At 68.1% G+C, this 23,457-nt stretch carries 21 protein-coding genes; 8 read left to right on the forward strand and 13 right to left on the reverse strand.

Features of this window, described 5'->3' with window-relative positions:
• Window positions 1-172 precede the first annotated feature (172 nt).
• Both acnA and AVL48_RS02355 read left to right on the forward strand, forming a co-directional pair.
• Window positions 173-2,983: an aconitate hydratase AcnA gene (gene acnA, locus AVL48_RS02350; protein WP_061986649.1), complete on the forward strand. Its 2,811-nt coding sequence runs from the start codon at window positions 173-175 to the stop codon at window positions 2,981-2,983.
• Window positions 2,984-3,056: 73 nt separating this feature from the next.
• The gene (locus AVL48_RS02355; protein ID WP_061986651.1) at window positions 3,057-3,869 is read left to right on the forward strand and encodes an alpha/beta fold hydrolase; all 813 of its coding nucleotides are present in this window, start codon (window positions 3,057-3,059) and stop codon (window positions 3,867-3,869) included.
• Between the two features lie 8 nt (window positions 3,870-3,877).
• Here the strand turns inward: AVL48_RS02355 and AVL48_RS02360 are convergent, their stop codons facing one another.
• The 8 genes from AVL48_RS02360 to AVL48_RS02395 all read right to left on the reverse strand — a co-directional run bounded on the left by AVL48_RS02360 (window position 3,878) and on the right by AVL48_RS02395 (window position 12,314).
• Window positions 3,878-4,354, reverse strand: coding sequence for an MgtC/SapB family protein (locus AVL48_RS02360; protein WP_061986653.1), 477 nt, complete (start codon window positions 4,352-4,354; stop codon window positions 3,878-3,880).
• Between the two features lie 304 nt (window positions 4,355-4,658).
• On the reverse strand, window positions 4,659-6,266 hold the full coding sequence (locus tag AVL48_RS02365; RefSeq protein ID WP_061989497.1) for an alpha/beta hydrolase: 1,608 nt from the start codon (window positions 6,264-6,266) through the stop codon (window positions 4,659-4,661).
• A 156-nt stretch (window positions 6,267-6,422) separates the two neighbouring features.
• A complete protein-coding gene (locus AVL48_RS02370; RefSeq protein ID WP_061989499.1) occupies window positions 6,423-6,845 on the reverse strand; it encodes a nitroreductase family deazaflavin-dependent oxidoreductase in 423 nt (140 codons plus the stop codon).
• Between the two features lie 46 nt (window positions 6,846-6,891).
• Window positions 6,892-7,869 carry an L-histidine N(alpha)-methyltransferase gene (gene egtD / locus AVL48_RS02375; RefSeq protein WP_061989501.1) on the reverse strand — a complete coding sequence of 326 codons (978 nt, stop codon included), beginning with the start codon at window positions 7,867-7,869 and terminating at the stop codon, window positions 6,892-6,894.
• On the reverse strand, window positions 7,866-8,648 hold the full coding sequence (gene egtC / locus AVL48_RS02380) for an ergothioneine biosynthesis protein EgtC (protein ID WP_061989502.1): 783 nt from the start codon (window positions 8,646-8,648) through the stop codon (window positions 7,866-7,868). Before egtC ends, egtD begins: the two co-directional genes overlap by 4 nt.
• Before the next feature lie 5 nt (window positions 8,649-8,653).
• Window positions 8,654-10,003 carry an ergothioneine biosynthesis protein EgtB gene (egtB, locus tag AVL48_RS02385; RefSeq protein ID WP_061989504.1) on the reverse strand — a complete coding sequence of 450 codons (1,350 nt, stop codon included), beginning with the start codon at window positions 10,001-10,003 and terminating at the stop codon, window positions 8,654-8,656.
• Window positions 10,000-11,262 (reverse strand): glutamate-cysteine ligase family protein, encoded by a 1,263-nt coding sequence (locus tag AVL48_RS02390; protein ID WP_061989506.1) that lies wholly within the window; start codon window positions 11,260-11,262, stop codon window positions 10,000-10,002. Before AVL48_RS02390 ends, egtB begins: the two co-directional genes overlap by 4 nt.
• A 128-nt stretch (window positions 11,263-11,390) precedes the next feature.
• Entirely contained in the window at window positions 11,391-12,314 is a 924-nt protein-coding gene (locus tag AVL48_RS02395; RefSeq protein ID WP_061989508.1) for a LysR family transcriptional regulator, read from the reverse strand.
• A gap of 161 nt (window positions 12,315-12,475) precedes the next feature.
• Between AVL48_RS02395 and AVL48_RS02400 the strand changes: the two genes are divergently transcribed.
• Window positions 12,476-13,663 (forward strand): Glu/Leu/Phe/Val family dehydrogenase, encoded by a 1,188-nt coding sequence (locus tag AVL48_RS02400; RefSeq protein WP_061989510.1) that lies wholly within the window; start codon window positions 12,476-12,478, stop codon window positions 13,661-13,663.
• A gap of 68 nt (window positions 13,664-13,731) precedes the next feature.
• Here the strand turns inward: AVL48_RS02400 and pip are convergent, their stop codons facing one another.
• The 5 genes from pip to AVL48_RS02425 all read right to left on the reverse strand — a co-directional run bounded on the left by pip (window position 13,732) and on the right by AVL48_RS02425 (window position 18,379).
• Window positions 13,732-14,724: a prolyl aminopeptidase gene (gene pip / locus AVL48_RS02405; RefSeq protein WP_143104761.1), complete on the reverse strand. Its 993-nt coding sequence runs from the start codon at window positions 14,722-14,724 to the stop codon at window positions 13,732-13,734.
• Between the two features lie 516 nt (window positions 14,725-15,240).
• Window positions 15,241-15,972, reverse strand: a complete 732-nt coding sequence (locus tag AVL48_RS02410) for an ESX secretion-associated protein EspG (RefSeq protein WP_082857536.1) — start codon at window positions 15,970-15,972, stop codon at window positions 15,241-15,243.
• A gap of 24 nt (window positions 15,973-15,996) precedes the next feature.
• Complete coding sequence (locus tag AVL48_RS02415; protein WP_143104760.1) at window positions 15,997-17,355, reverse strand: hypothetical protein; 1,359 nt, start codon at window positions 17,353-17,355, stop codon at window positions 15,997-15,999.
• Window positions 17,352-17,978 (reverse strand): DUF3558 domain-containing protein, encoded by a 627-nt coding sequence (locus AVL48_RS02420; protein WP_061989517.1) that lies wholly within the window; start codon window positions 17,976-17,978, stop codon window positions 17,352-17,354. The genes AVL48_RS02415 and AVL48_RS02420 overlap by 4 nt, the downstream gene beginning before the upstream one ends.
• A 2-nt stretch (window positions 17,979-17,980) precedes the next feature.
• Window positions 17,981-18,379: a hypothetical protein gene (locus tag AVL48_RS02425; protein WP_061989519.1), complete on the reverse strand. Its 399-nt coding sequence runs from the start codon at window positions 18,377-18,379 to the stop codon at window positions 17,981-17,983.
• A gap of 204 nt (window positions 18,380-18,583) precedes the next feature.
• On the opposite strand from AVL48_RS02425, the gene AVL48_RS02430 reads away from it, so the two are divergent.
• From AVL48_RS02430 to AVL48_RS02450, 5 genes are all read left to right on the forward strand, one after another.
• Complete coding sequence (locus AVL48_RS02430) at window positions 18,584-19,180, forward strand: TetR/AcrR family transcriptional regulator (RefSeq protein ID WP_061989521.1); 597 nt, start codon at window positions 18,584-18,586, stop codon at window positions 19,178-19,180.
• Between the two features lie 158 nt (window positions 19,181-19,338).
• The gene (locus tag AVL48_RS02435; RefSeq protein WP_061989523.1) at window positions 19,339-20,682 is read left to right on the forward strand and encodes a hemolysin family protein; all 1,344 of its coding nucleotides are present in this window, start codon (window positions 19,339-19,341) and stop codon (window positions 20,680-20,682) included.
• Complete coding sequence (locus AVL48_RS02440; protein ID WP_061989525.1) at window positions 20,679-21,722, forward strand: hemolysin family protein; 1,044 nt, start codon at window positions 20,679-20,681, stop codon at window positions 21,720-21,722. The genes AVL48_RS02435 and AVL48_RS02440 overlap by 4 nt, the downstream gene beginning before the upstream one ends.
• Window positions 21,719-22,630, forward strand: coding sequence for a hypothetical protein (locus AVL48_RS02445; RefSeq protein WP_061989527.1), 912 nt, complete (start codon window positions 21,719-21,721; stop codon window positions 22,628-22,630). Before AVL48_RS02440 ends, AVL48_RS02445 begins: the two co-directional genes overlap by 4 nt.
• A 93-nt stretch (window positions 22,631-22,723) precedes the next feature.
• Window positions 22,724-23,410 carry a hypothetical protein gene (locus tag AVL48_RS02450; protein ID WP_061989529.1) on the forward strand — a complete coding sequence of 229 codons (687 nt, stop codon included), beginning with the start codon at window positions 22,724-22,726 and terminating at the stop codon, window positions 23,408-23,410.
• The last annotated feature ends 47 nt before the right edge of the window (window positions 23,411-23,457 follow it).

Raw genomic sequence — 23,457 nt, forward strand, 5'->3', positions numbered from 1 at the left:
CATGACCGGCGTGGCGACTTGCCACTCAAAAAGGACAGGCGTACTGTTTTAAAGGACGAACGAGGTGTGCCATCCCGCGTCCGGACCTACGGTGGGGGTGCGCAAGACTCGCTCCCGGCCGGCCCGAACGGCCTGGAGAACTCACCGAACTGACCCGCCACTGGAGTTAGAAGTGACCGCACCCGCCAGCAAGGACAGCTTCGGCGCGAAAGACACGCTGAAGGTGGGCGACGCCTCCTACGAGGTGTTCCGCCTGAACAAGGTCGAGGGCTCCGAGCGCCTTCCCTACAGCCTGAAGATCCTGCTCGAGAACCTCCTGCGGACCGAGGACGGCGCGAACATCACCGCCGACCACATCCGCGCGCTCGGCAACTGGGACGCCAAGGCGGACCCGTCGATCGAGATCCAGTTCACCCCCGCCCGCGTGATCATGCAGGACTTCACCGGCGTGCCCTGCGTCGTGGACCTCGCCACCATGCGCGAAGCCGTCACCGACCTCGGCGGCGACCCGGACAAGGTGAACCCGCTGGCCCCCGCCGAACTGGTGATCGACCACTCGGTCATCATCGACGTCTTCGGCCGCGCCGACGCCTTCGAGCGCAACGTCGAGATCGAGTACGAACGCAACCGTGAGCGCTACCAGTTCCTCCGCTGGGGCCAGGGCGCCTTCGACGAGTTCAAGGTCGTCCCGCCGGGCACCGGCATCGTGCACCAGGTCAACATCGAGCACCTCGCGCGCACCGTCATGTCCCGCAACGGCCAGGCCTACCCCGACTCGTGTGTCGGCACCGACTCGCACACCACGATGGTCAACGGTCTCGGCGTGCTGGGCTGGGGCGTCGGCGGCATCGAGGCCGAGGCGGCCATGCTGGGCCAGCCGGTCTCCATGCTCATCCCGCGCGTCGTGGGCTTCAAGCTCACCGGCGAGATCCCGACCGGCGTGACCGCCACCGACGTCGTGCTCACCATCACCGAGATGCTGCGCAAGCACGGTGTGGTCAGCAAGTTCGTCGAGTTCTACGGCGAGAGTGTCGGCGCGGTGCCGCTGGCCAACCGCGCCACCATCGGCAACATGAGCCCCGAGTTCGGCTCCACGGCGGCGATCTTCCCGATCGACGAGGAGACCGTCCGTTACCTCAAGCTCACCGGCCGGTCCGAAGAGCAGGTCGCGCTCGTCGAGGCCTACGCCAAGGAGCAGGGCCTCTGGCACGACCCGTCGCACGAGCCGGAGTACTCCGAGTACATCGAGCTGGACCTCTCGACGGTCGTCCCGTCGATCGCCGGCCCGAAGCGCCCGCAGGACCGCATCGAGCTCACCGACGCGAAGTCCGCGTTCCGCAAGTCGATCCACGACTACGTCGGCGGCGATCAGGACGCCCCGCACACCAACGTCGACGAAGCCGTCGAGGAGTCCTTCCCGGCCAGTGACCCGGTCGCCCTCTCGTTCAAGGACGAGGGCTCGGTCGACGTCCAGTCGGCGGCGAACGGCCACAGTGGCCGCCCGACCAACCCGGTCAAGGTCAGCACGCCGGACCGCGGCGAGTTCGTCCTCGACCACGGCGCCGTGGTGATCGCCTCGATCACCTCCTGCACCAACACCTCCAACCCGTCGGTCATGCTCGGCGCGGCGCTGCTCGCGCGCAACGCGGTCGACAAGGGCCTCGCGGTCAAGCCGTGGGTCAAGACCTCGATGGCGCCGGGTTCGCAGGTCGTCACCGACTACTACGACAAGGCCGGTCTCTGGCCGTACCTGGAGAAGCTGGGCTACCACCTGGTCGGCTACGGCTGCACCACCTGCATCGGCAACTCGGGACCGCTGTCGGACGAGATCTCCGCGGCGATCCAGGAGAACGACCTCACCGCGGTTTCGGTGCTCTCGGGCAACCGGAACTTCGAAGGCCGCATCAACCCCGACGTGAAGATGAACTACCTCGCGTCGCCGCCGCTGGTCATCGCCTACGCGCTCGCCGGCACGATGGACTTCGACTTCGAGAACCAGCCGCTCGGCCAGGACACCGAAGGCAACGACGTCTTCCTGAAGGACATCTGGCCCTCCGCCAAGGAGATCCAGGAGACCATCGACTACGCGATCACGCAGGAGATGTTCACCAAGGACTACGCCGACGTCTTCGACGGCGGCGAGCGGTGGAAGTCCCTGCCGACCCCCGAGGGCAAGACCTTCGACTGGGACGCGGAGTCCACCTACGTCCGGAAGCCCCCGTACTTCGAGGGCATGACGGCGGAGCCGTCGCCGGTCACCGACATCTCCGGCGCGCGCGTGCTGGCGAAGCTGGGCGACTCGGTCACGACGGACCACATCTCCCCCGCCGGCGCGATCAAGCCGGGCACCCCGGCCGCGCAGTACCTGACCGAGCACGGCGTGGAGAAGAAGGACTTCAACTCCTACGGTTCGCGGCGCGGTAACCACGAGGTCATGATCCGCGGCACCTTCGCGAACATCCGGCTGCGCAACCAGCTGCTGGACGACGTGCAGGGCGGCTACACCCGCGACTTCACCCAGGACGACGCCCCGCAGGCGTTCATCTACGACGCGGCGCAGAACTACGCGGCGCAGGGCATCCCGCTGGTCGTCCTCGGCGGCAAGGAATACGGCTCCGGTTCGTCGCGTGACTGGGCGGCGAAGGGCACTTCGCTGCTGGGTGTGCGCGCGGTGATCACCGAGTCGTTCGAGCGGATCCACCGGTCGAACCTGATCGGCATGGGCGTCATCCCGCTGCAGTTCCCGGCGGGCGAGTCGGCCGCGTCCCTCGGCCTCGACGGCACCGAGACGTTCGACATCTCGGGCATCACCAAGCTGAACGAGGGCGAGACGCCGCGTACGGTCCACGTCACCGCGACGAAGACCGACGGCACCAAGGTGGAGTTCGACGCGGACGTCCGCATCGACACCCCGGGTGAGGCGGACTACTACCGCAACGGCGGCATCCTGCAGTACGTCCTGCGGAAGATGACGAAGGCGTAAGCACGGCACACGAAGGCCCCTTTCCCTGCACTTGAGGGAAAGGGGCCTTCGTCGTTCTTCGGTACCGTGCGGTATGACCACGGGGAGAGTTCAGGTCGGAAACGGCGAATTGGCGTACGAGATCCGAGGCGACGGCGATCCGGTGATCCTGCTGCACGGCGGGATCCTCGACTCCCGGATGTGGGACGCGGAGATGACGGCGCTCGAACGCCATCACACCGCCATCCGGTACGACGCGCGCGGGCACGGCGAGTCGTCCACACCGACAGCACGGTTCAGGCACTACGAGGATCTCCGCGAACTGATGGCCGCGCTGGGACTCCCCTGCGCGTCACTGGTCGGCTTGTCCGGCGGTGGGCGGATCGCCGTCGATTTCGCGCTGACCTATCCGGACCTCGTCGACGACCTCGTCCTCGTGGCCACCGGCCTCAGCGCGATGACGACGAAAGATCCCTTTGTCCTGGAACAGAACCAAAAGCTCGAAGAGGCCGGCGCCAAAGGCGATCTCCCGGCCGCCGTCGAATGCGTCCTGCGCATGTGGGTGGACGGCGCCCGGCGCGCGCCCGGGGACGTCGATCAGCGGGTCCGGCGGCTGTGTCAGGAGATGTACACGCAGACGATCGTGCGGCACGGGCTCACCGGCTTCACGCTGATGGACGAGCTACGGGCCATCGAGCGCACCGGCGAGCTGACCCCCCGCACCCTGACCTTGGTGGGAGAGCTGGATTCCCCGGACATTCTCGCCATCGCCCGCCAGATCGAAAGCGAAGCACGCGACGCCCGGAAACTGGTCGTTCCCGGGGTCGCGCACATGATCAATCTGGAGAAGCCTGCCGAGTTCTCCCGGATCGTGCTGGGTTTCCTGGCCGGGCATTCAGAGGACTGAATGCGGGCCTAGGCCGCCTCGCGCTCTTCCCGCTCAGCGTACTCGTCCCGGTGGTCCGGGCGGCGGTCCACCACCCGGCCCAGCGGGCGCAGGAGCACGTTGACCCCGACGATCACCACGGTCCCCGCGAGCGCGACGACGTAAAGTCCCGCTCCCGCAAGGGATCCGACGGCCGCGGAGCACCACAGCGTGGCGGCGGTGTTGAGGCCGCGCACGTTCAGCCCGTCCCGCAGGATCACCCCGGCGCCGAGGAAGCCGATACCGGAGACGATCTGGGCGGCCACCCGCGTCGGGTCGGCGTCCCCGCTGGTGTTCAGTCCACCGAAACCGTGGGCGGACAACAGAACGAAGAGGGTGGCGCCGACGGCGACGAGGGCGTTCGTGCGGAGACCGGCCATCCGGGCGCGGTACTGGCGCTCGATGCCGATGACCGCGCCCAGTCCGACGCCGGCGCCGACCCTGAGCAGCATTTCGAAGGTGTTCATGATTCCGGCTCTTTTCCGGCGTGCGCACACAAAGCCAGACAGGGAAAGGAGACCGGAGAAAGTCAGCGCACCGCGCACCCGGGTGAACGGCGGCCGTTTCCGGTCGATCCAGAACTGTCTTCCGGCATGTGCCGCTCACCTCGCTTTCGTACTCGAACGGTGTTGATCAACCTTCGGAGGTTATCACGACACCTACGCGAGCCTCGAAGTCTGCCGCTTCGGCTCTGGCCGGTGGAGGCACCGGAAGGTCTCCTTCCTTGCGCTAGCCGCAAGGAAGGAGACCTTCCGGTGCTGACGCCTGGGCTCAGGCAGTGGTTTCGAACGGCTGGACGTTCGGCTGGAACACCTGACCGTTGGCCGGAACCTTCAGATCGATCAGGTAGTCGGCCGTCACCTTGTCCACCCCGAGCGAGTCACCCAGGATGCAGTGCCCGAAGGCGTCGACCGACAGCAGCCGGGCGTTGCCCAGCTCGTTGGCCATCCGCTTCGAGAACGAATACTGGGTCGCCGGGTCGTAGTAGTTGCCCACGACCAGCACCGGGGTGTCGGTCTTGGCCTGCCACGGACCGCGGTAGACATCGGGTTTCTTCGCCGGCCACACCGGGCAGCCCGCGAGGTCCGCGAAGGCCTGATAGCGACCGAACGTGGGCGATTCCTTCTCCCACTTCGCGGCGATCTCGGGGACCTTCTCCTGCTTGATCGTGATCTTCTTGTCCGAGCAGTTCACGGCGAAGTAGGAGTCATCGCCCACGTACGGGCTGTCCGGGTTCGCGTCCGCGCGCCCGTTCACGCCCGACCGCAGCACCTTCAGCTCGACGGCCTGCGCCGTCTGCGTCTGCACCGACGGCGGGTGGATGGCGTTGTACAGCGCCTGCAGGTCGTCGGCCAGCGGCGGGAACGACGTCGGCGAGTACAGCACCCCGGAAACCGTGCCGGTGAACGTGTTGATGTCGTAGCTGCTGCCGTCCGGCAGCTTGATCGGCCGCTGGCGCAGGTAGTCGCGGATCTCGTCGAACTTCTCCCGCGGCGTGCCCGCGCTGAACGAGCACTTCGGCCCGACCTGCGCGCACTTGCGCAGGAAGGCGTCCAGCGCGATCTCGAACCCGCGAGCGCGCTCGCGGTCGTACTGCACGCCGTCACTGGTGCGCAGTGCCGGGTCGACGTTGCCGTCGATGACGATCGCCCGGCTCTGCTTCGGGAACATCGACGTGTACGTCGACCCGATCAGGGTTCCGTACGAGAAGCCGACGAAGGTCAGTTTCCGGTCCCCGACGGCGGCCCGCATCTTGTCGAGGTCACGCACCACATCCTTGGTGGACATGTGATTCAGCAGCGCACCGGCGTTGTTCTTGCAGAACCGGCCGTAGTCACGGTACGCGGCGAGCGTGCCCGAGATCTCCTGCCGCGACAGCGGCACGGGGACCTGCGCGCCGAAGACGTCGTCCGCGTCTTCCTGCGTGGTGAAGCATTTGAGCGGGTTGCTGGCACCGACGCCGCGCGGGTCGAACCCGATCAGGTCGAACCGGTCCAGCACCTGCGGCTGGAAGTAGTTCGCCGCGCCGATCGGCATCCGGAACCCGGAGCCGCCGGGGCCACCCGGGTTGAGGAACAGTGAGCCGACCTTCTTGTCGGGAGTCTTCGCGGCCCGCTTCAGCATCGCGATGTCGATGGTGCCGAGCGCCGCGTTGTCGTGGTCGATCGGCACGCGATACCTTGCGCAGCTGTAGAACTTCGCCTGGTCGGCGGGAACACCGCGGATCTGGTCCGCCGTGCACGCACCCCAGTTCACCGGCGCCGTCGCGCCGACCTGGGCGGCGGAGGGACCGGCGTCCTGGGCGGCGATCGCGGTTCCGGGCGTCCCGGTCAGCGCGGCGCCTGCCACGAGCGCCCCTACCAGTGCGAAACCGCGCACCGGCCTCCTTGTGGATCTCGGCAAAACGACTCCTCCCTCGGCTGGCGACGTGACGGACCACATCGCACGGTGCGCCGCCGACGTCACGGCGCGTAACACCAAGCGAGCCTCGCACAAGCGGGTGACCCAGTCACCGTCCGAAAGGATGGTACGGATCTACCGCGTGGTGGTCTTCAACGCGAAAATCGGTAACACACGGTGAGCAGAGCGCTCCTCCATCGAGTAGCCCGGCCAGAATTCCAGCAGGAGCTTCCACATCGCGTCGTATTCGTCGCCGAGCAGCTCCCTGGCCCTGACCGGGACCTCCTTACCGGCCAGCGCCACGACCGCGTGCGAGTTCGCGCGCAGATTGTGCGTCCACGCGGGATCGTTCGGCCTCCCCCAATTGGAGCCAACGAGCACGAAGTCCTCCCCGTGCGGGAAGTACAACAGGTTGGTGGCGCGAGGCAGCCCGCTTTTGCGGCCTGTCGTGGTCAGTCGCAGGGAAGGGAGCCCGGCCAGCGCGACCAGGCTCACCTTCCCCTTGAACAGGCGGTGGAGTTTCTTGTCCGCCCAGATGATCCCGCCCGCGAGCTTCATCAGCCACGGTTTCGTGCCGAGCGCGCGAGCGAGGAAGGTAAGAGGGTTAGCCACGTACCGATCTTGCCAGGCTCACCCCGAACCGCGATGCCGAGTCCGTCCACCATTTCTCCACCGCGAATCCGGCTTCGGCCAATTCGGCGGCGATTCCTTCCCGCCGGAACTTCGCGGAGATTTCGGTGCGCACGTATTCACCTTCGGCGAACTTCACCCGCAGGTCGGCACCCGGGATGTCGACGGTCAAGGACTCACGGGCGCGCAGGCGCATTTCGATCCATTCGTTCTCCTCGTCCCAATACGAGACGTGCTCGAACGCGGCCGGATCGAAGTTCGCGCCGAGGCCGTTGTTGATCACGTGGAGCATGTTGCGGTTGAACTCGGCGGTCACGCCGGCCGCGTCGTCGTAGGCCTTTTCCAGCGTTTCGCGGTCCTTCACCAGGTCCGTCCCGAGGAGGAACCACTCCCCTTCGTCGAGCACCTCGCGGACCGAGCACAGGAAGGTGGCGCGGTCGGCGGGCAGGAAGTTGCCGATCGTGCCACCGAGGAAGACCACCAGCCGCGGCCGGTCACCCGGCAACAGGTCGAGATGCCGGGTGAAGTCCCCGACCACGCCGCGGACGTCGAGGGACGGGTAGTCGGCCGTGATGGCTTCCGCGGCTTCGGCGAGCGCGGTTTCGGAGACGTCGAGCGGCACGAACTCCTTCAGGGTGCCGTGACTCGTGAGCGCGTCGAGCAGGAGCCGGGTCTTCTCACTCGACCCGGAACCGAGTTCGACCAGGGTGCGCGCGCCGGTGCTTTCCGCGATCTCCCCGCCGCGCGCGGCGAGTACCTCCCGTTCGCTGCGGGTCGGGTAGTACTCGGGCAGCGCGGTGATCTTCTCGAACAGTTCGCTGCCGCGCGCGTCGTAGAACCACTTGGGTGACAACCACTTCTGACCCGCCCCCAAGCCGGCACGGACGTCCGCGCGCAGCTGTTCGGTGAGGTCCGATTCGCTGTGGTGTACGTCGAGGTCCAGTTCGGTCATCGTGCGTCAGGGCTCCGATCGGCTTCGAGGGTGGTGTTTTCTTCGAGTGCGATGACTTCCACGCCTTCCCCGGTGACCCGGACGGCGTGACGGTCGGGAACGGGGGTCCATCCGGCGGCGTCGTCGCACGGTTCGGAAGCGACGACGACACCGCCGCCGACGTCCCGGTAGGACAGGGAATGCGTCCAGGCCGTGCCGATGAGCGTCCTGCCGTCGGTCAACAGGAGGTTGAGCCGGGAACCCGGCCCCGTCTCCTCGACAGCGGTGGTCAGCCACCTGACGGCCCCCAGCGCATCTTCACCCGCTTCGAGCCGCTCACGCAGCAAAGCCCACAGCAGCACCGAATCCGTTGTCGCTTCCAGCGTCAGCAACCGGGTGACCGGCAGTTTCGCGGCCAGTTCGGCCATCGACTCCGGCCAGCCCTTGACCAGTCCGTTGTGGCTGAAGAGGAACGGGCCGCCGGTGAACGGCGCGTTGGCCGCCTCGACCACCGGCATCCCGGTCGTGCCGTTGCGGACCGCCGCCATGAAGGCGTGTGATCGCACCGACCCGGCCAGCGCGGGCAGGTCCCCGTCCGTCCACAAGGGAGCGGATCGGCGCAGTCGCAGCGGCTCCGGGCCCTCGGCGTACCAGCCGAGACCGTAGCCGTCCGCGTTGACCGAACCGCCGCCCCGCATGTCGGCCGGGGCGTAGGACTGCACGAGCAGCGAATGAGAGGCGTGGAAGAGCACGTCGGCGGGCGAACGCGGCTCGCCGAGATACGCGAGATGACGGCACATGCCGCTCAGGCCACCTCGTTCCGCCGCGCGTCCCGGGCACAACGGAAGCCCGAGAAGATCTGCCGGCGGATCGGGTGGTCCCAGTTGCGGAACGTGCCGCGGATGGCCGCCGCGTCCGTGCCGAACGAGCCGCCACGCAGGATCCGGTAGTCCCCGCCGAAGAACACCTCGGAGTACTCCTTGTACGGGAACGCGGCGAAGCCCGGATACGCCTCGAACCCGCTGCTGGTCCACTCCCAGACGTCCCCGATCAGCTGGTGCACGCCCAGCGGCGACGCACCCGCCGGGTACGCGCCCACCTCCGCGGGCCGCAGGTGCCGCTGCCCGAGATTGGCGTGACCAGGGGTGGGTTCCTCGTCGCCCCAAGGGAACCGGCGCGAACGGCCGGTCACCGGATCGAACCGGGCGGCCTTCTCCCATTCCGGTTCGGTGGGCAGCCGCCTGCCCGCCCAAGCGGCGTACGCCTCGGCCTCGTAGAAGGAAACATGGACCACGGGTTCCGCGGCGGGCACCTTTTCGTAGACCCCGAACCGCGTGCGCCACCAGCCGTCGGGCTCCCGTTTCCAGAAGCGCGGCGCGTCGATACCGTGCTCGCTGCGGTAGGCCCAGCCTCGCTCGCTCCACCACCTGGGGTCCTGATAGCCCCCCGAGTCGAGGAACTCGGTGTACGCCCCGCAGGTGACCGGCGTGGTGTCGATGAAGAACGCCTCCACCGCGACCTCGTGTGCCGGGCGCTCGTTGTCCAGCGCCCACGGTTCGGCCGAGGTGCCCATCGTGAAGGCACCACCGGGCACGAGGACCTCGGCGGGCAACCGTCCGGACCGCGACGGCGGCGGTGCGGGCGCGTGCAGCACCGGATCGCCCTTGCGGAGCTGGTGGGTGGCCAGCATCGTCTCGTCGTGCTGCTGTTCGTGCTGGGTGATCATGCCGAAGGCGAACGCGTCCTCGGTGAGGCGCCTGCCTTGCAACGGAACGTTTTCCAGGACGTCGAAGGATTTCTCGCGGACTTCGCGAACGTACTTGCGTGCTTCTTCCGGGCCGAGCAACGGCAGCTCGGGGCGATCCGCGCGGGCGTGCTGGAACGCGTCGTAGATGTCGTCGATGTCCGGACGCAGCGCCTCGCGGCCACCGACGTCGCGGACCAGCCAGAGCTCCTCCTGACTGCCGATATGGGCCAGATCCCAGACCAGTGGCGACATCAGTTTCGAATGCTGGCGGACCAGGTCCTCGTCGTCGACGTCGGTGAGCGCGATACTGCGCTCGCGGGCCCTGGTGAGCGCCTCGGCCGCGTGCGCCCGCAGGTCTTGCGGGCTCAGCGCGCGAAGCGGGTTCGTCTCGGTGCTTTCCACGCTCATGACTGGTGGCTCCTCGAACCGTGCAGGAGGGACTGCACGCCCTCGCTGATCCCGTTGATGGTCTCCGGCGGCAGACCGGTCGTGCAGAGTTCGGCACAACCGAGGTCGACCACCTCGCTCGCGACGGCGGCGATCGCCTTGTCGGCGAGGCCGAACCGGGCCGCGCGCTCCCAGCCGCCCACGACCGGTTCGCACAGTTCGAGCACCTTGTCCACTGTGGACGGGCGCGCGAGCAGCGCGGTCAGCAGGGCGACCGGATGCAGCCACCTGCCGGTCGGCTGGGCGTCCAGATAGCGGATCTCCAGATACCCCTGTGGACGGACCGGGGTGAAGAAGGTCGTCAAGTGGTAGGCCAGGTCGTCCTCGGTGGGCTTGCCGAGTCCGGCGCCCGGGCCCCGTCCCTCGATCCAGTCGGCGAAGGTGAGGGACGCGGGCGCGTCCCAGCCGTCGTCGCGGCCGGGCAGCACCATCAGCGGGGTGTCCAGGCTCCGGCGTGCCCACTCCCCCGCCGGATCGCTCGACGGCTCCGCCGAACGGGTGCGGGCCCGCTCGGTGTCCATCACGGCCAGCCAGCGCGCGGACGCGTGGCCGGTGTCGCGTCCGGCGTGGATTCGGGAATTGGCGAAGGTGGCCAGCAGGGGCGGGCCGAGCGCGTGGACGGCGGCCCAGCGCGCGGCGAGATCGCCGGCCTCGCCGGTGTCCACGCACACCTGCAGGCCCGCGGTGCTGCACATCATCGTCGCGCCGCCGTCACCCATCGGGGCGAAGCGGCGTTCCATCGCGGCGTAGCGGGGTGTGCCCAGTTTGCGGACCGGAGGGCGATGCCTGTCGATCCCGGTTTCACCCAGGTACAGGCTTCGCGTGGCGAGAAGGGTTTCGAGGTGGGCCAGATCGGCCGAGACGACGGCGTCCAGTTGGCGCAGCGTGGTCTGGGGTTGAGCGGAGATCTCCACCTGACATCCGGGCTCGAGGCTCAGCGGTGAACCTGCCGGAAGCGGGAGGGCGGGGCTGTCGGGGCGCAGGGTCCGCGGGGTGTGCGGGCCGAGCGCGGCGGCGAGATCGTCGGGATCGAGAGGCCGGGCGGGCTCGTCGGCGTAGTGCACGGTGAATTCCAGCTCTACGCCGAGAAGTCTCGGTGGCCCGTGCTTGAAGCACACGGAAGCCACATACGCCTCACCTTCGGCGCGATCCGACAGGACCTTCGCCGTCGCGTTCGACGCGCTCCCGGACTTCTCGGGGAAATCATGAACAGTAGTCATCTTTCCGCCGTCCAGTCGGTTGTCCGATATTCGGGAAACTTGCCTTCGGACGCTACACGCGGGGTCCGACAAATTCAGGTGGGTTCTTACCGGGCAAGATGCCCGGACCACTTTCCAGGACGGACAGATCAGGGCAAAGCGGGCTCCGTGCCCAGCCCCAGCGCCGCCGCGGCACCGCGGACCGCCTCGATCACCAGTTGCAGGGCCGGTCGCCGCGACGACGTCGTCCGGTAAGCGATGGAAACCGTTCGGAGCAACGGTGTGGTCAACGCGACAACGTCGATCCCCGGCGGCCGGAGCCCGAGCCCGAGGTCCGAAACGAGGGTTATCCCGAGGCCTGCCCGGACCATCGCCATCGCCGTCGACTGCTCTTCCACCTCGTGGTTGATCTTGGGCTCGAACCCGTGCCGATGACACGCTGTGCGCACCGCGCGGCCGAAGTGACTTTTCGGGCTGGCGAGGATCCACGGATGCTCGGCCAGTTCGAGCAGCGACGCGCTGCCCGCGGGGACGGCACCGGCGGGCACCGCGGCGTGCAGTCGTTCCACCGCGATGACCGCGCGCTCCAGACCGGCGTCCCACGGCATCGGCGCGTCGGAGTAGTCGATCACGAACGAGAGATCCAATTCGCCGTCACGGACGGCGTCGGCGGTGTCCTCGGGCGCCAGCTCACGGGTCCGGACCTGGATCCCCGGATGCTCGCCGGCGAGCGCCGCCAGCGCGTGCGGCAGGAGCCCGGAAGCGACCGAGGCCCACACCCCGGCCATGAGCCGGACCGAAACGGTCGTCTGCGCCTCCTCCAGCGCCAGCGTCGCCCGTTCGACCGAGCCGAGGATCTCCTCGGCGTGCTCTGTCAGCAGTAACCCCAGTTCGGTCAGCTGCACCCGCCTGCCGAATCGCTCGAACAGCTTCGCGCCCACGTCCCGCTCCAGCTGAGCCAGCTGCTGCGACACCGCCGACGCGGTGTAATGCAGTGACGCCGCGGCCGCCGTGACGGTGCCGCGCCTGCTCAGCTCGCGGAGCATCCGCAAGCGGTGCAACGAAAGCTCCATGTCCCCAACGTAAACGGGCGCGGTCGCGGACGCCGGATGACGCGTTACACCAGTTTCTCTGCACACCATCGTTCAGATTCGGTAAATGGACGCCCGCCCCCGCCGGGGCGCACCCTCGGAAGTGGCGCAGGACGACCCCGAACCCCGAAGGAGGTGGCCGCATGGCCGCGAGGAACGCCGAACCGCTGATGAGGCTCAGCTGGACCGACCCTGTCACCGGTGCCACCGGCTACCTCGTGGTGCACAGCCTGGTCTCCGGCATCGCGACCGGCGGGACCCGGATGCGGGCGGGCTGCACGATGTCCGAGGTCGAAGACCTGGCGCGCGGGATGGCGAACAAGACCGCGACCTTCGGCCTGCCGGTCGGCGGGGCCAAGGGAGGTATCGACTTCGACCCGAAGGACGACCGCGCTTTCGGTGTCCTGGAACGGTTCTGCGCGTTCCTGCGGCCGTGGATCGACAACCACTGGGTGACCGCCGAAGACCTCGGCGTGCCGCAGCACCTGATCGACGAGGTGTTCGCGAAGCTCGGGCTTGAGCAGTCGTACCATGCCGCGATCCGCCGTTCGGCCGATCCGGCGCACACTCTTCGCCGCGTGCAGGCCGGATTGAGCACGCCGGTCCCCGGTGGGCTTCTGCTCGGTGACGTCATCGGTGGTTACGGCGTCGCACAGGCCTGCCTCGGCGTCGCCGACGCGTGGGAGTGGCCGGTCGAGAAGACCACCGTCGCCGTGCAAGGTATCGGCACCATGGGCGGTGGCGCGGCGTGGTACCTGCACGAAGCCGGGATGAGGGTCGTCGCGGTGGCCGACGCGGCAGGCACGCTGTACCGGCCGGAAGGGCTCGACATCCCGGCGCTGCTGGACCTGCGTGACTCCTACGGCGAAATCGACCGGAGCCGGCTGCCGTCGGACGTCCGGCTGCTGCCCCGGGACGAGATCGTCGCGACCGACGCCGACATCCTCGTCCCGGCGGCGATCTCTTACGCGCTGCGCGCCGGGAACCAGGGCTCGGTCCGGGCGAAGGTCGTCATCGAGGCGGCCAACGCCGCGACCACCTCCGACGCCGAAGCGGGCCTGGCGGCTCGCGGCATCCCGGTGATCCCGGACTTCGTCGCCAACGCCGGTGCCGCCGCGTGGGCGTGGTGGCTCCTGCTCGGCGAGGTCGGCGCCGACCCGGCCGACTCGTTCGTGCGGTTGCGGACGGAGATGCGGGCCAAGGTGGCGCTGCTGCTGAGTTCGTGGAACCTCGACCGCATCGCCCCGCGTACCACCGGCCTCCGGCTCGCCGAAACCACCCGTTCGGCCGCCACCACCCCGGAGTCCGAGCCGATGCTGGTCATCCCCTGACGTCCTGCGCGTGAAGGTCCCCTTCCCTCGGTCGAGCCCAGGGAAGGGGACGTTCAAGCGCGTCCTGCTCAGGCGGCGAAACGATCGGTGGCGCCGATGAGGACCTCGCGCATGGGCTCGTCCTGGGTGCTGTGGCCGACCTCGTCGATGATCACCAGTTCGCTGCCCGGCCAAGCGTGCGCCAGCTCCCACGGGGTGCCGACGAGGTTGCCCAGGTCGAGACTTCCCTCGGCGAGTACGGCCGGGATGTGGGCCAGCGTCCTGGCGTCCCGCAGTACCACGCCTTCGTCCAAAAAGGACCCTTGGCGCCAGTAGTGCGTGACCAGCCTGGCGAAGGCCAGCCGGAACTCCGGCGACTCGAAACTCTTGTACGGCGGGGAAGTCGGGACGATCGCGTCCTCCCAGGCACACCAGTCGGCGGCCGCCTTCCCGTGCACCGCGGGATCCGGATCCATGAGCAACTTGTGGTAGGCCGCCGCCAGGTCGCCGTCGCGATCCTCTTCGGGGACGCCGTCACGGAACCTGGCCCAAGCCTCGGGGAAAACACCGCCGAGGCCCCGGGTGAGCAGATCGGTCTCGCGTCGTCGTCCGGTGGCCAAGCCCATCAGGACCATCTCGGAGACCCGATCGGGATATCGCTCGGCGTACACCAGGGCGAGCACCGAGCCCCAAGAGCCGCCGAAGATCAGCCACTTCCCGATGCCCAGATGTGCGCGGAGCTTCTCCATGTCGGCGATCAGGTGGTCGGTGGTGTTGGTGGAGAGGTCGGCGTCGGGAGCACTCGCGTGCGGCGTGCTCCGGCCGCAGCCGCGCTGATCGAACAGCACGACCCGGTACTTGGCCGGGTCGAAGTAGCGGCGCAGCCCCGTGCTGCAGCCGGTGCCCGGGCCGCCGTGCAGCGTGACGGCGGGTTTGCCGTCGGGATTCCCGCAGACCTCCCAGTACACGAGGTGCCCGTCACCGACGTCGAGCATCCCGTGGTCGTACGGTTCGATTTCCGGATACAGCCTTGTCACGTTCTCGTCCTCCCAGACCTGCCCGAAATACAACAGTGCTGTCACAATAGCCTGGATGGACGCTCCGGCGCGCAGGGTTTCGGGCCCGTGACAGCGTCCTTGCGCTGGTCTGCGCTCGAGTGTCCAAGACGACGCTTCGCGAGCCCGTAGCGCCCGATTCGGGTGTTTTCCAACCCCTAATCGACCCTCACGACCCCACCGGACCGCTACCTTCAGGGTAAGCAAGGGGACCTTCACGGCAACGAGCTGATCACGCCTTACCCCTCACTACAATCAGTGCTCCTCAAGGAGTGCCCGCATTTGTGTACTTACGCCTGACCTGCCCGAAGGCGGTTCCGCTGGCACCGCCGCCCGTCTCACCTTGATCAACGGAAGATCCGGGACACTCAACGTCCCGGATCTTCCGTTGATCAAGCTCGTGCCGCTCACGACCTGCGGACCGGCAACCCGCACAAGCCCCACACCAGCGGGTAACCAAATGACCAGTTCCACAAGGAGGCCTTCACAGACTTCCCGACGTGAGGCTTTCGTATCGAGCCGTACCGGCGCGCTTGCCGGTGACTAGCCGCCCAGAGTCGAGGCCACGTTTCGAAGCGCGTCCGCCAGTTCCGGCGGACCGGCGGGTCCGATGTGGACCACCGCGTCGTTGCCCCGCCCCGTCGTGTAGCTCAGGTACCGGCCCCAGTCGGTGTCCGCGAAGTGCAGCGGATCCTCGACCGCCACATGCCTGCCGACCTCGTCCCGCTTGCCGACGTAGAGTTCCCCACTCCCCTCGACCGGCCGCTGCACCAGGCTGACGATGTCCGCGATCACCGGCGGCAGGGAATGCGTGTCCGGGCCACGCCGTGCCGCCTCTTCGAGCTCGTAAGCCCGGACCGTGCGCAGCCTGCCACCGCCCGCGGGGACGGGCGGCAACTGTTCGATCAGCGACTCGGGCAGCCGCCGCCGATCGATCTCCTGGATCCCGACCCAGTCGCCGGAGGACACCGCCAGCACCGCTTGCAAGCCCAGCGAAGCGGCGAGCAGGCCGTAGGTCTCGCCGCCGGCGTTCACCCAGCCGTAGTACTCGATCGCCGGCTTCGTGAGGACCGGCAGCCAGTCCAGGAAGTCGACCGACGCGCGCCCCCTCGAGTCCAGCAGCCCTGCCTGCGCCAAAGCGGCTTCCACTCGCTTGTCCGCCTCCGCGCGAGCCGTCCTGGACAGCCAGCGCGGTTCGGGACGCAACGTGAGGTGCAGGTCGCCGACGCGTTCACGTTCGGCGAGCACCGCCAAGGCTTCGACCGGGATGTCCACCCGGCCCGTTCTGACGGTCATCCGCTACTCGCCGATGACCGGCGGGCTGGTCCGCTGGTCGGTGCCGAAGATCGCGTCGGGGTCGGCCTCGATCAGGTAGTCGGGACGCTGGTGCTCGTCGTCCTCGTCACCTTCGCCACGCCTGCCTCCGGCGCCCATCGGGCCCATCGGACCCCCACCGAGGCCACGTCCACCCGCGCCGCGGCCGCCGGGCACACCGGCGGCACCCGGCATACCGCTGCCCATACCGCCGGCACCGGTGCCCTTGCCCGCGCCCAGACCACCACCGGAACCAGTGCCACCCGACCCACCCGGCCCACCCGCGCGGCCGCCGGCGCCGCCCTCGCCGCCGAGGAGCCTGCCCGCCGCGCTGTTGGGCCCGGGCACGTTACGGCCGCCGGAAGTTCCGGGCGGGTTCTGCCCGGTGCCGCCGGGGTTGTAATTCTGGCCGAGCCCGTTGGTGAGGCCGACGACGTCTTCGAGGTCGCTGGTACCGCGTCCCGTGTTCCTGCCCGGCGTCTCGGTGGTCTGCCCTGGCCTCCCCCGGCCACCGCCGGACGGGAGTGTCGTGTCCCCGACTCCCGGTTTCCTCGTCGGCGACGTGATGCCGGTGTCGCTGCCGGGCCGGTCCCTCGGGTTCACCGGCCGGTCCTCACCGATCCCCGGCTTGTTCTGGTGCTGGTCGGTGCCCGGCCGGTTCTGGTTCTGGTTGGTGCCGTTGTCGTCCGTGCCGCTGGTGTCGGTGCCGTCGTCGTCCCCACCACCGTTCCGGCCGGGCCGCACCGGAGGGAGGACCGGCGGCGGCTTGATCGGCGGAGGACCGCCATCGACCTTGACGCTGACGTTCGCACCGTCGTTCTTCAGCACGCCGTAGTCGGTCGGCAGGCTGGAACTCGTGCTGCTGGTGACCGAGTCGTACTGCTCCATCACCCGGACGTTGTTCTGGTTCGCCGCTTCGTGCTTCGCGACGCCCTCTTGGTAGTTCTTGATGTCGTTGTTGACCATGAACGGCCCCGCGATGGGGATCGCGCCCTTGAGACCGGTGGTCCACGGGTTCGGCTTCTCCGGCTTGTCCGGCACCGGCACGACGGACGAGCCCGAATCGTCGAAGCTGTCGGCCTGTGTCGTCACCGAATCCCTCGTCTGGAACAGCGGATCGGCGGTGTCGCGGAAAGCCTGCTCGAGCGGACCGGCTCCGGCGTTGGCGGCATCGGCGGCGGAACCGGTCCAAGAGGCCTTCATCCGCTCCTGCAGCGCCTTGATGCCCATCCCTCGCTGGACATAGGCGTCGGAAAGCTCCGCGACGCTATCGGCCGCGCTGCGCAAGTTGCGGGTATCGCCCTGGGTGAAGTTCTCGTAGATCTGTTTGCCGTCCACCCTCATGCCCCCTTGAGTGTCTTGATCAAGGCCGACGCGACCTTCTGCGCGGTCCCACAAGAATCCTGTTCGTTGTCGTAGCCCTCGGCCTGGGCGCTGATCGCCAGGTCGTCGGCGACACCGACCGAAAGGTCGCAGTTGCCCCGCGCCCGCCGGTCCTGCAGTCCGTAATAGACGGTGGGATAACCGTCGACCTCAGGGCCGGGCTCCAGGAACTTCAGTTGCCCGGTTTCCTTGGCCTTGTGCAGACCGGCCAGCCCACCCATGCCCTTTTCGCGGTTGCCACTGCCGAGGATGATCTGCAGGCTGTCGGCCTTGCCTCGAATTCCCCAGCTGCAAGCGGGGTTGCCGGTATCGCTCTTAGGCGCTCCGGGCTCCGTGAACCCCAGATCCGCGGCGGCGGCGGCGGGGAGCAGCTTGCACACGTCACTGACGAACGCCGTAGCGTCCAGCGGATCCGTCACCTTCGGAACATTCGGGTCCGCAGGCGAGGCCGACGAAACCGACGACGTCGCCGGTCCCTGGGTCGGGCTAGGCGTACCGGGAGTCTCTCCCGTGCACCCTGCGACCGCGACGGAAACGAGCATGAGCGCCACCGCAGCGGCGCGATTCCTCAACACGTTCGGCATCCTCAGGTCGTACGCATGGTGTTGGCCGCGTCGGTCGCCATCGTCTTGTCGCGAGCGATCTGGAGCTTCTCGATATAACCCTCGATGTACATCTTCATCGAGTCGTTCTGGTTCTGCAGGGAGATCAAAGAGCTGATGCCGGAATCGACGTAGCTCGCGCTGGCTTCATCCCGTCCCGGCGGCATCAGGTCCTCCGCGATCCGACGGATCTTCTCACCGTCTTCGATGACCTTCTTCAGCTCGTCTTCCCACAGCCCGATGACGGCCTGGAGCTCCTCGGGGCTCATCTCGAAGCCGCCGCCCCCGCCGCCTCCACCGCCGTAAACGGTCGGCTCCGGCGGCGTGGTGAGGTCACCCCAGACGGCCTTGATCGCGCTCGCGGCATCGCCGATGATGTTCACGCCCCGCACCTTCCCCTCAGCATTCACGCACCGTGACGGACAAAGCGTAGCCAAGTGGCGGACGACGTGTCAGCCCATCCGCCCTACTGGTCGGACGCGTGTCGAGACCGCGCGGTTCCCCCAGGCGGGGGAAGATCCCGCGAACTGGTCACAGTACGTACGTACGGATTGCTTTACCCGGGTTCTCGGTGACAGGATCCCAGGATGCCACGCGTCAGCCAGGATCACCTCGACGCACGCCGGCGCCAGATCCTCGACGGCTCCCGCGTGTGCTTCGCGCGGTACGGCTACGAGGGTGCCACCGTCCGGCGGCTGGAGGAAGCCACCGGACTTTCCCGCGGTGCCATCTTCCACCACTTCCGCGACAAGGAGTCCCTCTTCCTGGCACTCGCCGAGGACGACGCGGTCCGCATGGCCGACGTCGTCGCCGAACAGGGTCTCGTCCAGGTGATGCGCGACCTGCTGTCGAACCGCAGCGAGCACCCCGCCGACTGGCTCGGCACCCGGCTGGAGGTCTCGCGGCGGCTGCGCACCGACCCCGAGTTCCGCGCCCGCTGGGCCGAGCGTTCCCACCAGCTGACGGCCGCCACCCGTCGTCGTCTGCTGCGCCAGCGCGACGCCGGGATCCTGCGCGACGACGTCGATGTCGACGTTCTGACCGCCTATCTCGAGCTCGTCCTCGAAGGCCTCGTCTCCCACCTCGCGATGGGCCTGCCGGGAGACGATCTCGGCCCGGTCCTCGACCTGGTCGAGGAGAGTGTGCGACGGCACCGCGCCCCCGCGATCGGCGGAACACGTTAAGATTGTCCCATCACCGCAGTACAGCGGCGGTATCTGTTGGTTTCCGATCGAGGAGTGACTCTTTTCGTGCGCGACGCGCAGTCACCTGGTGACAGTATCGAGCCGGGTGGCACACCCGGCTGTTCCGAGAACTTTCCCGCCGGCCCCCGCGGCAGGAAATGATGGAAGTCCTGTTCGCCGTTCTCGGCATCCTGCTCTTCCTCCTGCTGACCATCGGCACCGGACTCGCCGTCGCCGCCGAGTTCTCGCTCACCGCGCTCGAGCGCAGCACGATCGACGCGAACGTCCGCCAGGTCGGCGACCGCCGCGCGCATACGGTGCAGAAGGCGCACCGCACCCTCTCGTTCCAGCTCTCCGGCGCGCAGGTGGCGATCACCATCACCACGCTGATCACCGGTTATCTCGCGGAACCGGTGATCGGTGACCTGCTGCACCCGCTGTTCACCGCCGTCGGGTTCTCCGAGGGGGTCGCGAACGGGGCCTCGCTGGCGGTCGCGCTGATCCTGGCGACCTCGCTGTCGATGATCCTCGGCGAGATGATGCCGAAGAACCTCGCGATCGCCCGGCCGCTGCAGACCGCGCGCGCCGTCGCGGGGTACCACTCGCGGTTCTCGTCGCTGTTCCGCTGGCTCATCACCCTGATGAACAACAGCGCGAACTTCCTGGTCCGCAAGTTCGGCGTCGAACCGCAGGAGGAACTGCGGTCGGCCCGTTCACCGCAGGAACTCGGCTCAATTGTCCGCTCCAGCGCGGAAAGCGGCACGCTTGACACGTCGACGGCCGAGCTGCTGGACAAGTCGCTGCGCTTCGGCGAGCGGACCGCCGACGAGCTGATGACGCCGCGCGTCCAGCTCGAATCGCTGACCGTCGACGACACGATCGCCGACCTCATCGAGATCTCACGACGCACCGGCTTTTCGCGTTTCCCGGTCTACACCGAGGATCTCGACGACGTGCAAGGCGCCGTCCACATCAAGCAGGCCTTCACCGTGCCCGCCACCCAGCGCGCCACGGTGCGGATCGGCTCGGTCATGCGGCCGATCCCGACCGTTCCCGAGTCCCTGCCCGGCGACTCGCTGCTCAACCGGCTGCGCGACTCCCGCTTCCAGCTCGCGATCGTCGTCGACGAGTACGGCGGCACCGCCGGACTGGTGACGCTCGAAGACGTCGTCGAGGAGATCATCGGCGACGTCCGTGATGAGCACGACGAGCGCGAAGCACCGTCCTCGCAGCAGGTCGGCGCCGACAACTGGCTCGTGTCCGGGCAGCTCCGCGCCGACGAGGTCAGTACCGAGACCGGGTTCCGGATGCCCGACGGCGACTACGAAACCATCGCCGGGCTGATCCTCGGACGGCTCGGCCGCATCCCCTCCCCCGGTGACGCCACCGACCTCGACGGCTGGCGGCTCACCGTGACCAGAATGGACCGTCTGCGGATCGCCGAGGTCGAAGTGCGCCGCGTCGAAGCCACCGCGCCCGCCGAGCAGGAGCCCGCCCGATGAGCGACTGGTTCAACATCTTCCTCGTCGTGCTCCTGTTGCTGGCCAACGCCTTCTTCGTCGGTGCCGAGTTCACCCTGATCTCATCGCGGCGCGACAGGCTCGAAGCCTTGCTGGAGCAGGGAAAGACCCGCGCCCGGATCGTCATCAACGCGAGCAAGAACGTCTCGCTGATGCTCGCGGGCGCGCAGCTCGGCATCACCATCTGCTCGCTGCTGCTGGGACGGCTCGGCGAGCCCGCCATCGCGCATCAGCTGGCCGGTTTCTTCGAGCTGCTCAGGCTTCCCGACGTGCTGCTGCATCCGATCTCGTTCGCGATCGCGCTGGCGTTCATCACCATCCTGCACGTGCTCATCGGTGAGATGGTGCCGAAGAACCTCGCGATCGCCGAACCGGAGCGGCTGGCGCTGTGGCTGGTCCCGGTGCACGTGGCGTGGGTGAAGGTCGCCAACCCGTTCATCTGGCTGCTGAACTTCGTGGCGAACTCCCTGCTGCGGCTGTTCAAGGTCGAACCGAAGGACGAACTCGAAACCGCCTACACCTCCGACGAACTCGCCGAACTGCTCAGCGAGTCGCGTCGCGAGGGACTGCTGGAGCAGTCCGAGCACCAGCGGCTGAGCAAGACGCTCTCGTCGGTGGAGAAAACGGTGGCCGACGTCCTGGTCCCGACCGCGCAGCTGACCACGCTCCCCTGCTCGCCCACATTGGGCGACGTCGAGCGCGCGGTGTCCTCGACCGGCTTCTCCCGCTTCCCGGTGTGCACCGACGACGGGACGCTGACCGGCTACATCCACGTCAAGGACATCCTCGACCTCGTGGGCGAGGTCCCGACGACCGTGGTGCCGCCGGACAAGACGCGCGCCCTGACCGAACTGCGCGTCGACGCCCGCCTCGACGACGCGTTGTCGGCGATGCGCAAGGAAGGCAGTCACCTGGCGCGGGCGCTGAGCCCGGCCGGGCACGCCGTCGGCGTCGTCGCGCTGGAGGACCTCGTCGAGGAATACGTGGGAACTGTCCGCGACGGTACCCACGTCATGTCATGACCGGTCCGATCGTCCTGCCGGAGCTCGTCTGGCGGGCCCGGGAGGACGCCCACGTGACCCGGATGCGGCGCTGGACGGCACCGCACCAGCGCCGCCGCTCGCGGGGCGAGAAGCATCCGGTGCTCGACTTCCTCTTCACCTACTACTCGCACCGGCCCGGCCATCTCGAACGCTGGCAGCCGGGGCCGGGTGTCGTCCTCGAAGGCCCGTCCGCGCACCGGTTCCTGGAGCGGAAGGGCTACGTCGATACGCCGGAGGGCGTCCTGCTGGATCCGGCGGGTTTCACCGAGGGCCGGGCCAAAACCGCCGAATTCGTCCTCGGCCTGCTTTCCGCGACCGCTTCCCGCGCACCGAGACTCAGTTGTTTCGGGCTTCACGAATGGGCAATGGTTTACCGGGAAGCGGCAAATGAGGTTCGTCACTCACAGCTTCCGCTCCGGCTCGGTTCGGCCGGAACGGACGGCGTCGTCGAGTCCCTGGAGATCCGGTGCGGGCATTTCGACGCCTTCCGGTTCTTCACCGAGCCCGCCCGGCCGCGCAACACGCTGCAACCGGAGCGGGAAAACCAGCTCGAGTTCGAGCAGCCCGGCTGCCTGCACGCCAACATGGACCTGTTCAAATGGGCCTACAAACTCGATCCGTTCGTGCCCGCCGAGCTGGTCGGGGACTGCTTCGAGCTGGCGGCGGACATCCGGGAGCTGGACATGCGCGCCAGCCCGTACGATCTCGCGTCGTTCGGGTACTCCCCGGTCCGGATCGAGACCCCGGAGGGCAGGGCGGAGTACGCCCGCGCCCAGGCCGCTTTCGCGCGCCGGGCCGCGCCTCTGCGTGAGCACCTGATAGCGCATTTCGAACGGCTTCTGGCCGAGGTAAAGAAGGTGTCCGCGACACGCGGAAAACAACTGTGAGTTGCCGCATTCCCCGTAACATCCTCCCCTGTTAGAGTGATAACGGTTTGATTGCATACGCAGCGCGAGCGCGCACGTTTCGAAAGGACAACGATGGGGCGACACAGCGTTGCCGAAGAGCCGGTACCGCACCCCCTCGACCCGCCGAAGCGCCCCCAGGGCCGCAGTGAGGCGACTGGCTCGCACCGGATCGTCGGGAAGAAGGCACCGCGGCGAAGGATCGCCAAATGGCCCATCGCCTGCCTGGTCCTGGTGGTCCTGGTCGCGATCGGAATCTTCGGCTGGAATTGGGCGGACGGAGAGCTCAACACCCGTGCCGAAGCCCAGGCCAAGGGCTGCAGCGCCGGCGACACCCCGATGCGGGTCGTCGTCACCCCCAGCATCGAGAAGCCGCTCCGCGCCGCGGCCGAGCGCTGGAACAGCGCCGCGACCGTGGTCCGCGACCACTGCGTGATCATCCAGATCGACGCGCTGCCCTCGGCGGCCGTGCTCGACGGCCTCGTCGGGCGGACGAACCTGGACGCCATCGGCGGTCTGCCGGCCGCGTGGATTCCCGAGTCGTCCTACTGGGTGACCGAGCTGAACACCGCGAAGCCCGAACTGGTCGGTTCGCCCGCCCAGTCGGTCGCGACGGCTCGTTCGGCCGACTACCCGCTCGTCGGGCTCGCCGGCAAGACCATCGACGAGGTCCAGATGCGCGCCTCGCAGACGTTCCGGCAGTTCCTGCAGCAGCCCGCCCAGCAGGCCGACTTCGCCGCCGCAGGCATCAAGGCCACCTGAGGGTCGCACACAGAAGTACGTGAAGGCCCCCATCATTGCGTCCAGCG

The organism is Amycolatopsis regifaucium (genome assembly GCF_001613935.1).
GTDB lineage: Bacteria > Actinomycetota > Actinomycetes > Mycobacteriales > Pseudonocardiaceae > Amycolatopsis > Amycolatopsis regifaucium.

Excerpts from the sequence above, each read along its gene's own strand:
- AVL48_RS02355 (WP_061986651.1), top strand. The coding sequence starts at position 3,057 with ATGACCACGGGGAGAGTTCAGGTCGGAAACGGCGAATTGGCGTACGAG.
- AVL48_RS02360 (WP_061986653.1), bottom strand. The coding sequence starts at position 4,354 with ATGAACACCTTCGAAATGCTGCTCAGGGTCGGCGCCGGCGTCGGACTG.
- AVL48_RS02370 (WP_061989499.1), bottom strand. The coding sequence starts at position 6,845 with ATGAAGCTCGCGGGCGGGATCATCTGGGCGGACAAGAAACTCCACCGC.
- egtD (WP_061989501.1), bottom strand. The coding sequence starts at position 7,869 with ATGACCGAACTGGACCTCGACGTACACCACAGCGAATCGGACCTCACC.
- egtC (WP_061989502.1), bottom strand. The coding sequence starts at position 8,648 with ATGTGCCGTCATCTCGCGTATCTCGGCGAGCCGCGTTCGCCCGCCGAC.
- egtB (WP_061989504.1), bottom strand. The coding sequence starts at position 10,003 with ATGAGCGTGGAAAGCACCGAGACGAACCCGCTTCGCGCGCTGAGCCCG.
- AVL48_RS02390 (WP_061989506.1), bottom strand. The coding sequence starts at position 11,262 with ATGACTACTGTTCATGATTTCCCCGAGAAGTCCGGGAGCGCGTCGAAC.
- AVL48_RS02395 (WP_061989508.1), bottom strand. The coding sequence starts at position 12,314 with ATGGAGCTTTCGTTGCACCGCTTGCGGATGCTCCGCGAGCTGAGCAGG.
- AVL48_RS02400 (WP_061989510.1), top strand. The coding sequence starts at position 12,476 with ATGGCCGCGAGGAACGCCGAACCGCTGATGAGGCTCAGCTGGACCGAC.
- AVL48_RS02415 (WP_143104760.1), bottom strand. The coding sequence starts at position 17,355 with ATGAGGGTGGACGGCAAACAGATCTACGAGAACTTCACCCAGGGCGAT.
- AVL48_RS02420 (WP_061989517.1), bottom strand. The coding sequence starts at position 17,978 with ATGCCGAACGTGTTGAGGAATCGCGCCGCTGCGGTGGCGCTCATGCTC.
- AVL48_RS02430 (WP_061989521.1), top strand. The coding sequence starts at position 18,584 with ATGCCACGCGTCAGCCAGGATCACCTCGACGCACGCCGGCGCCAGATC.
- AVL48_RS02435 (WP_061989523.1), top strand. The coding sequence starts at position 19,339 with ATGATGGAAGTCCTGTTCGCCGTTCTCGGCATCCTGCTCTTCCTCCTG.
- AVL48_RS02440 (WP_061989525.1), top strand. The coding sequence starts at position 20,679 with ATGAGCGACTGGTTCAACATCTTCCTCGTCGTGCTCCTGTTGCTGGCC.
- AVL48_RS02445 (WP_061989527.1), top strand. The coding sequence starts at position 21,719 with ATGACCGGTCCGATCGTCCTGCCGGAGCTCGTCTGGCGGGCCCGGGAG.
- AVL48_RS02450 (WP_061989529.1), top strand. The coding sequence starts at position 22,724 with ATGGGGCGACACAGCGTTGCCGAAGAGCCGGTACCGCACCCCCTCGAC.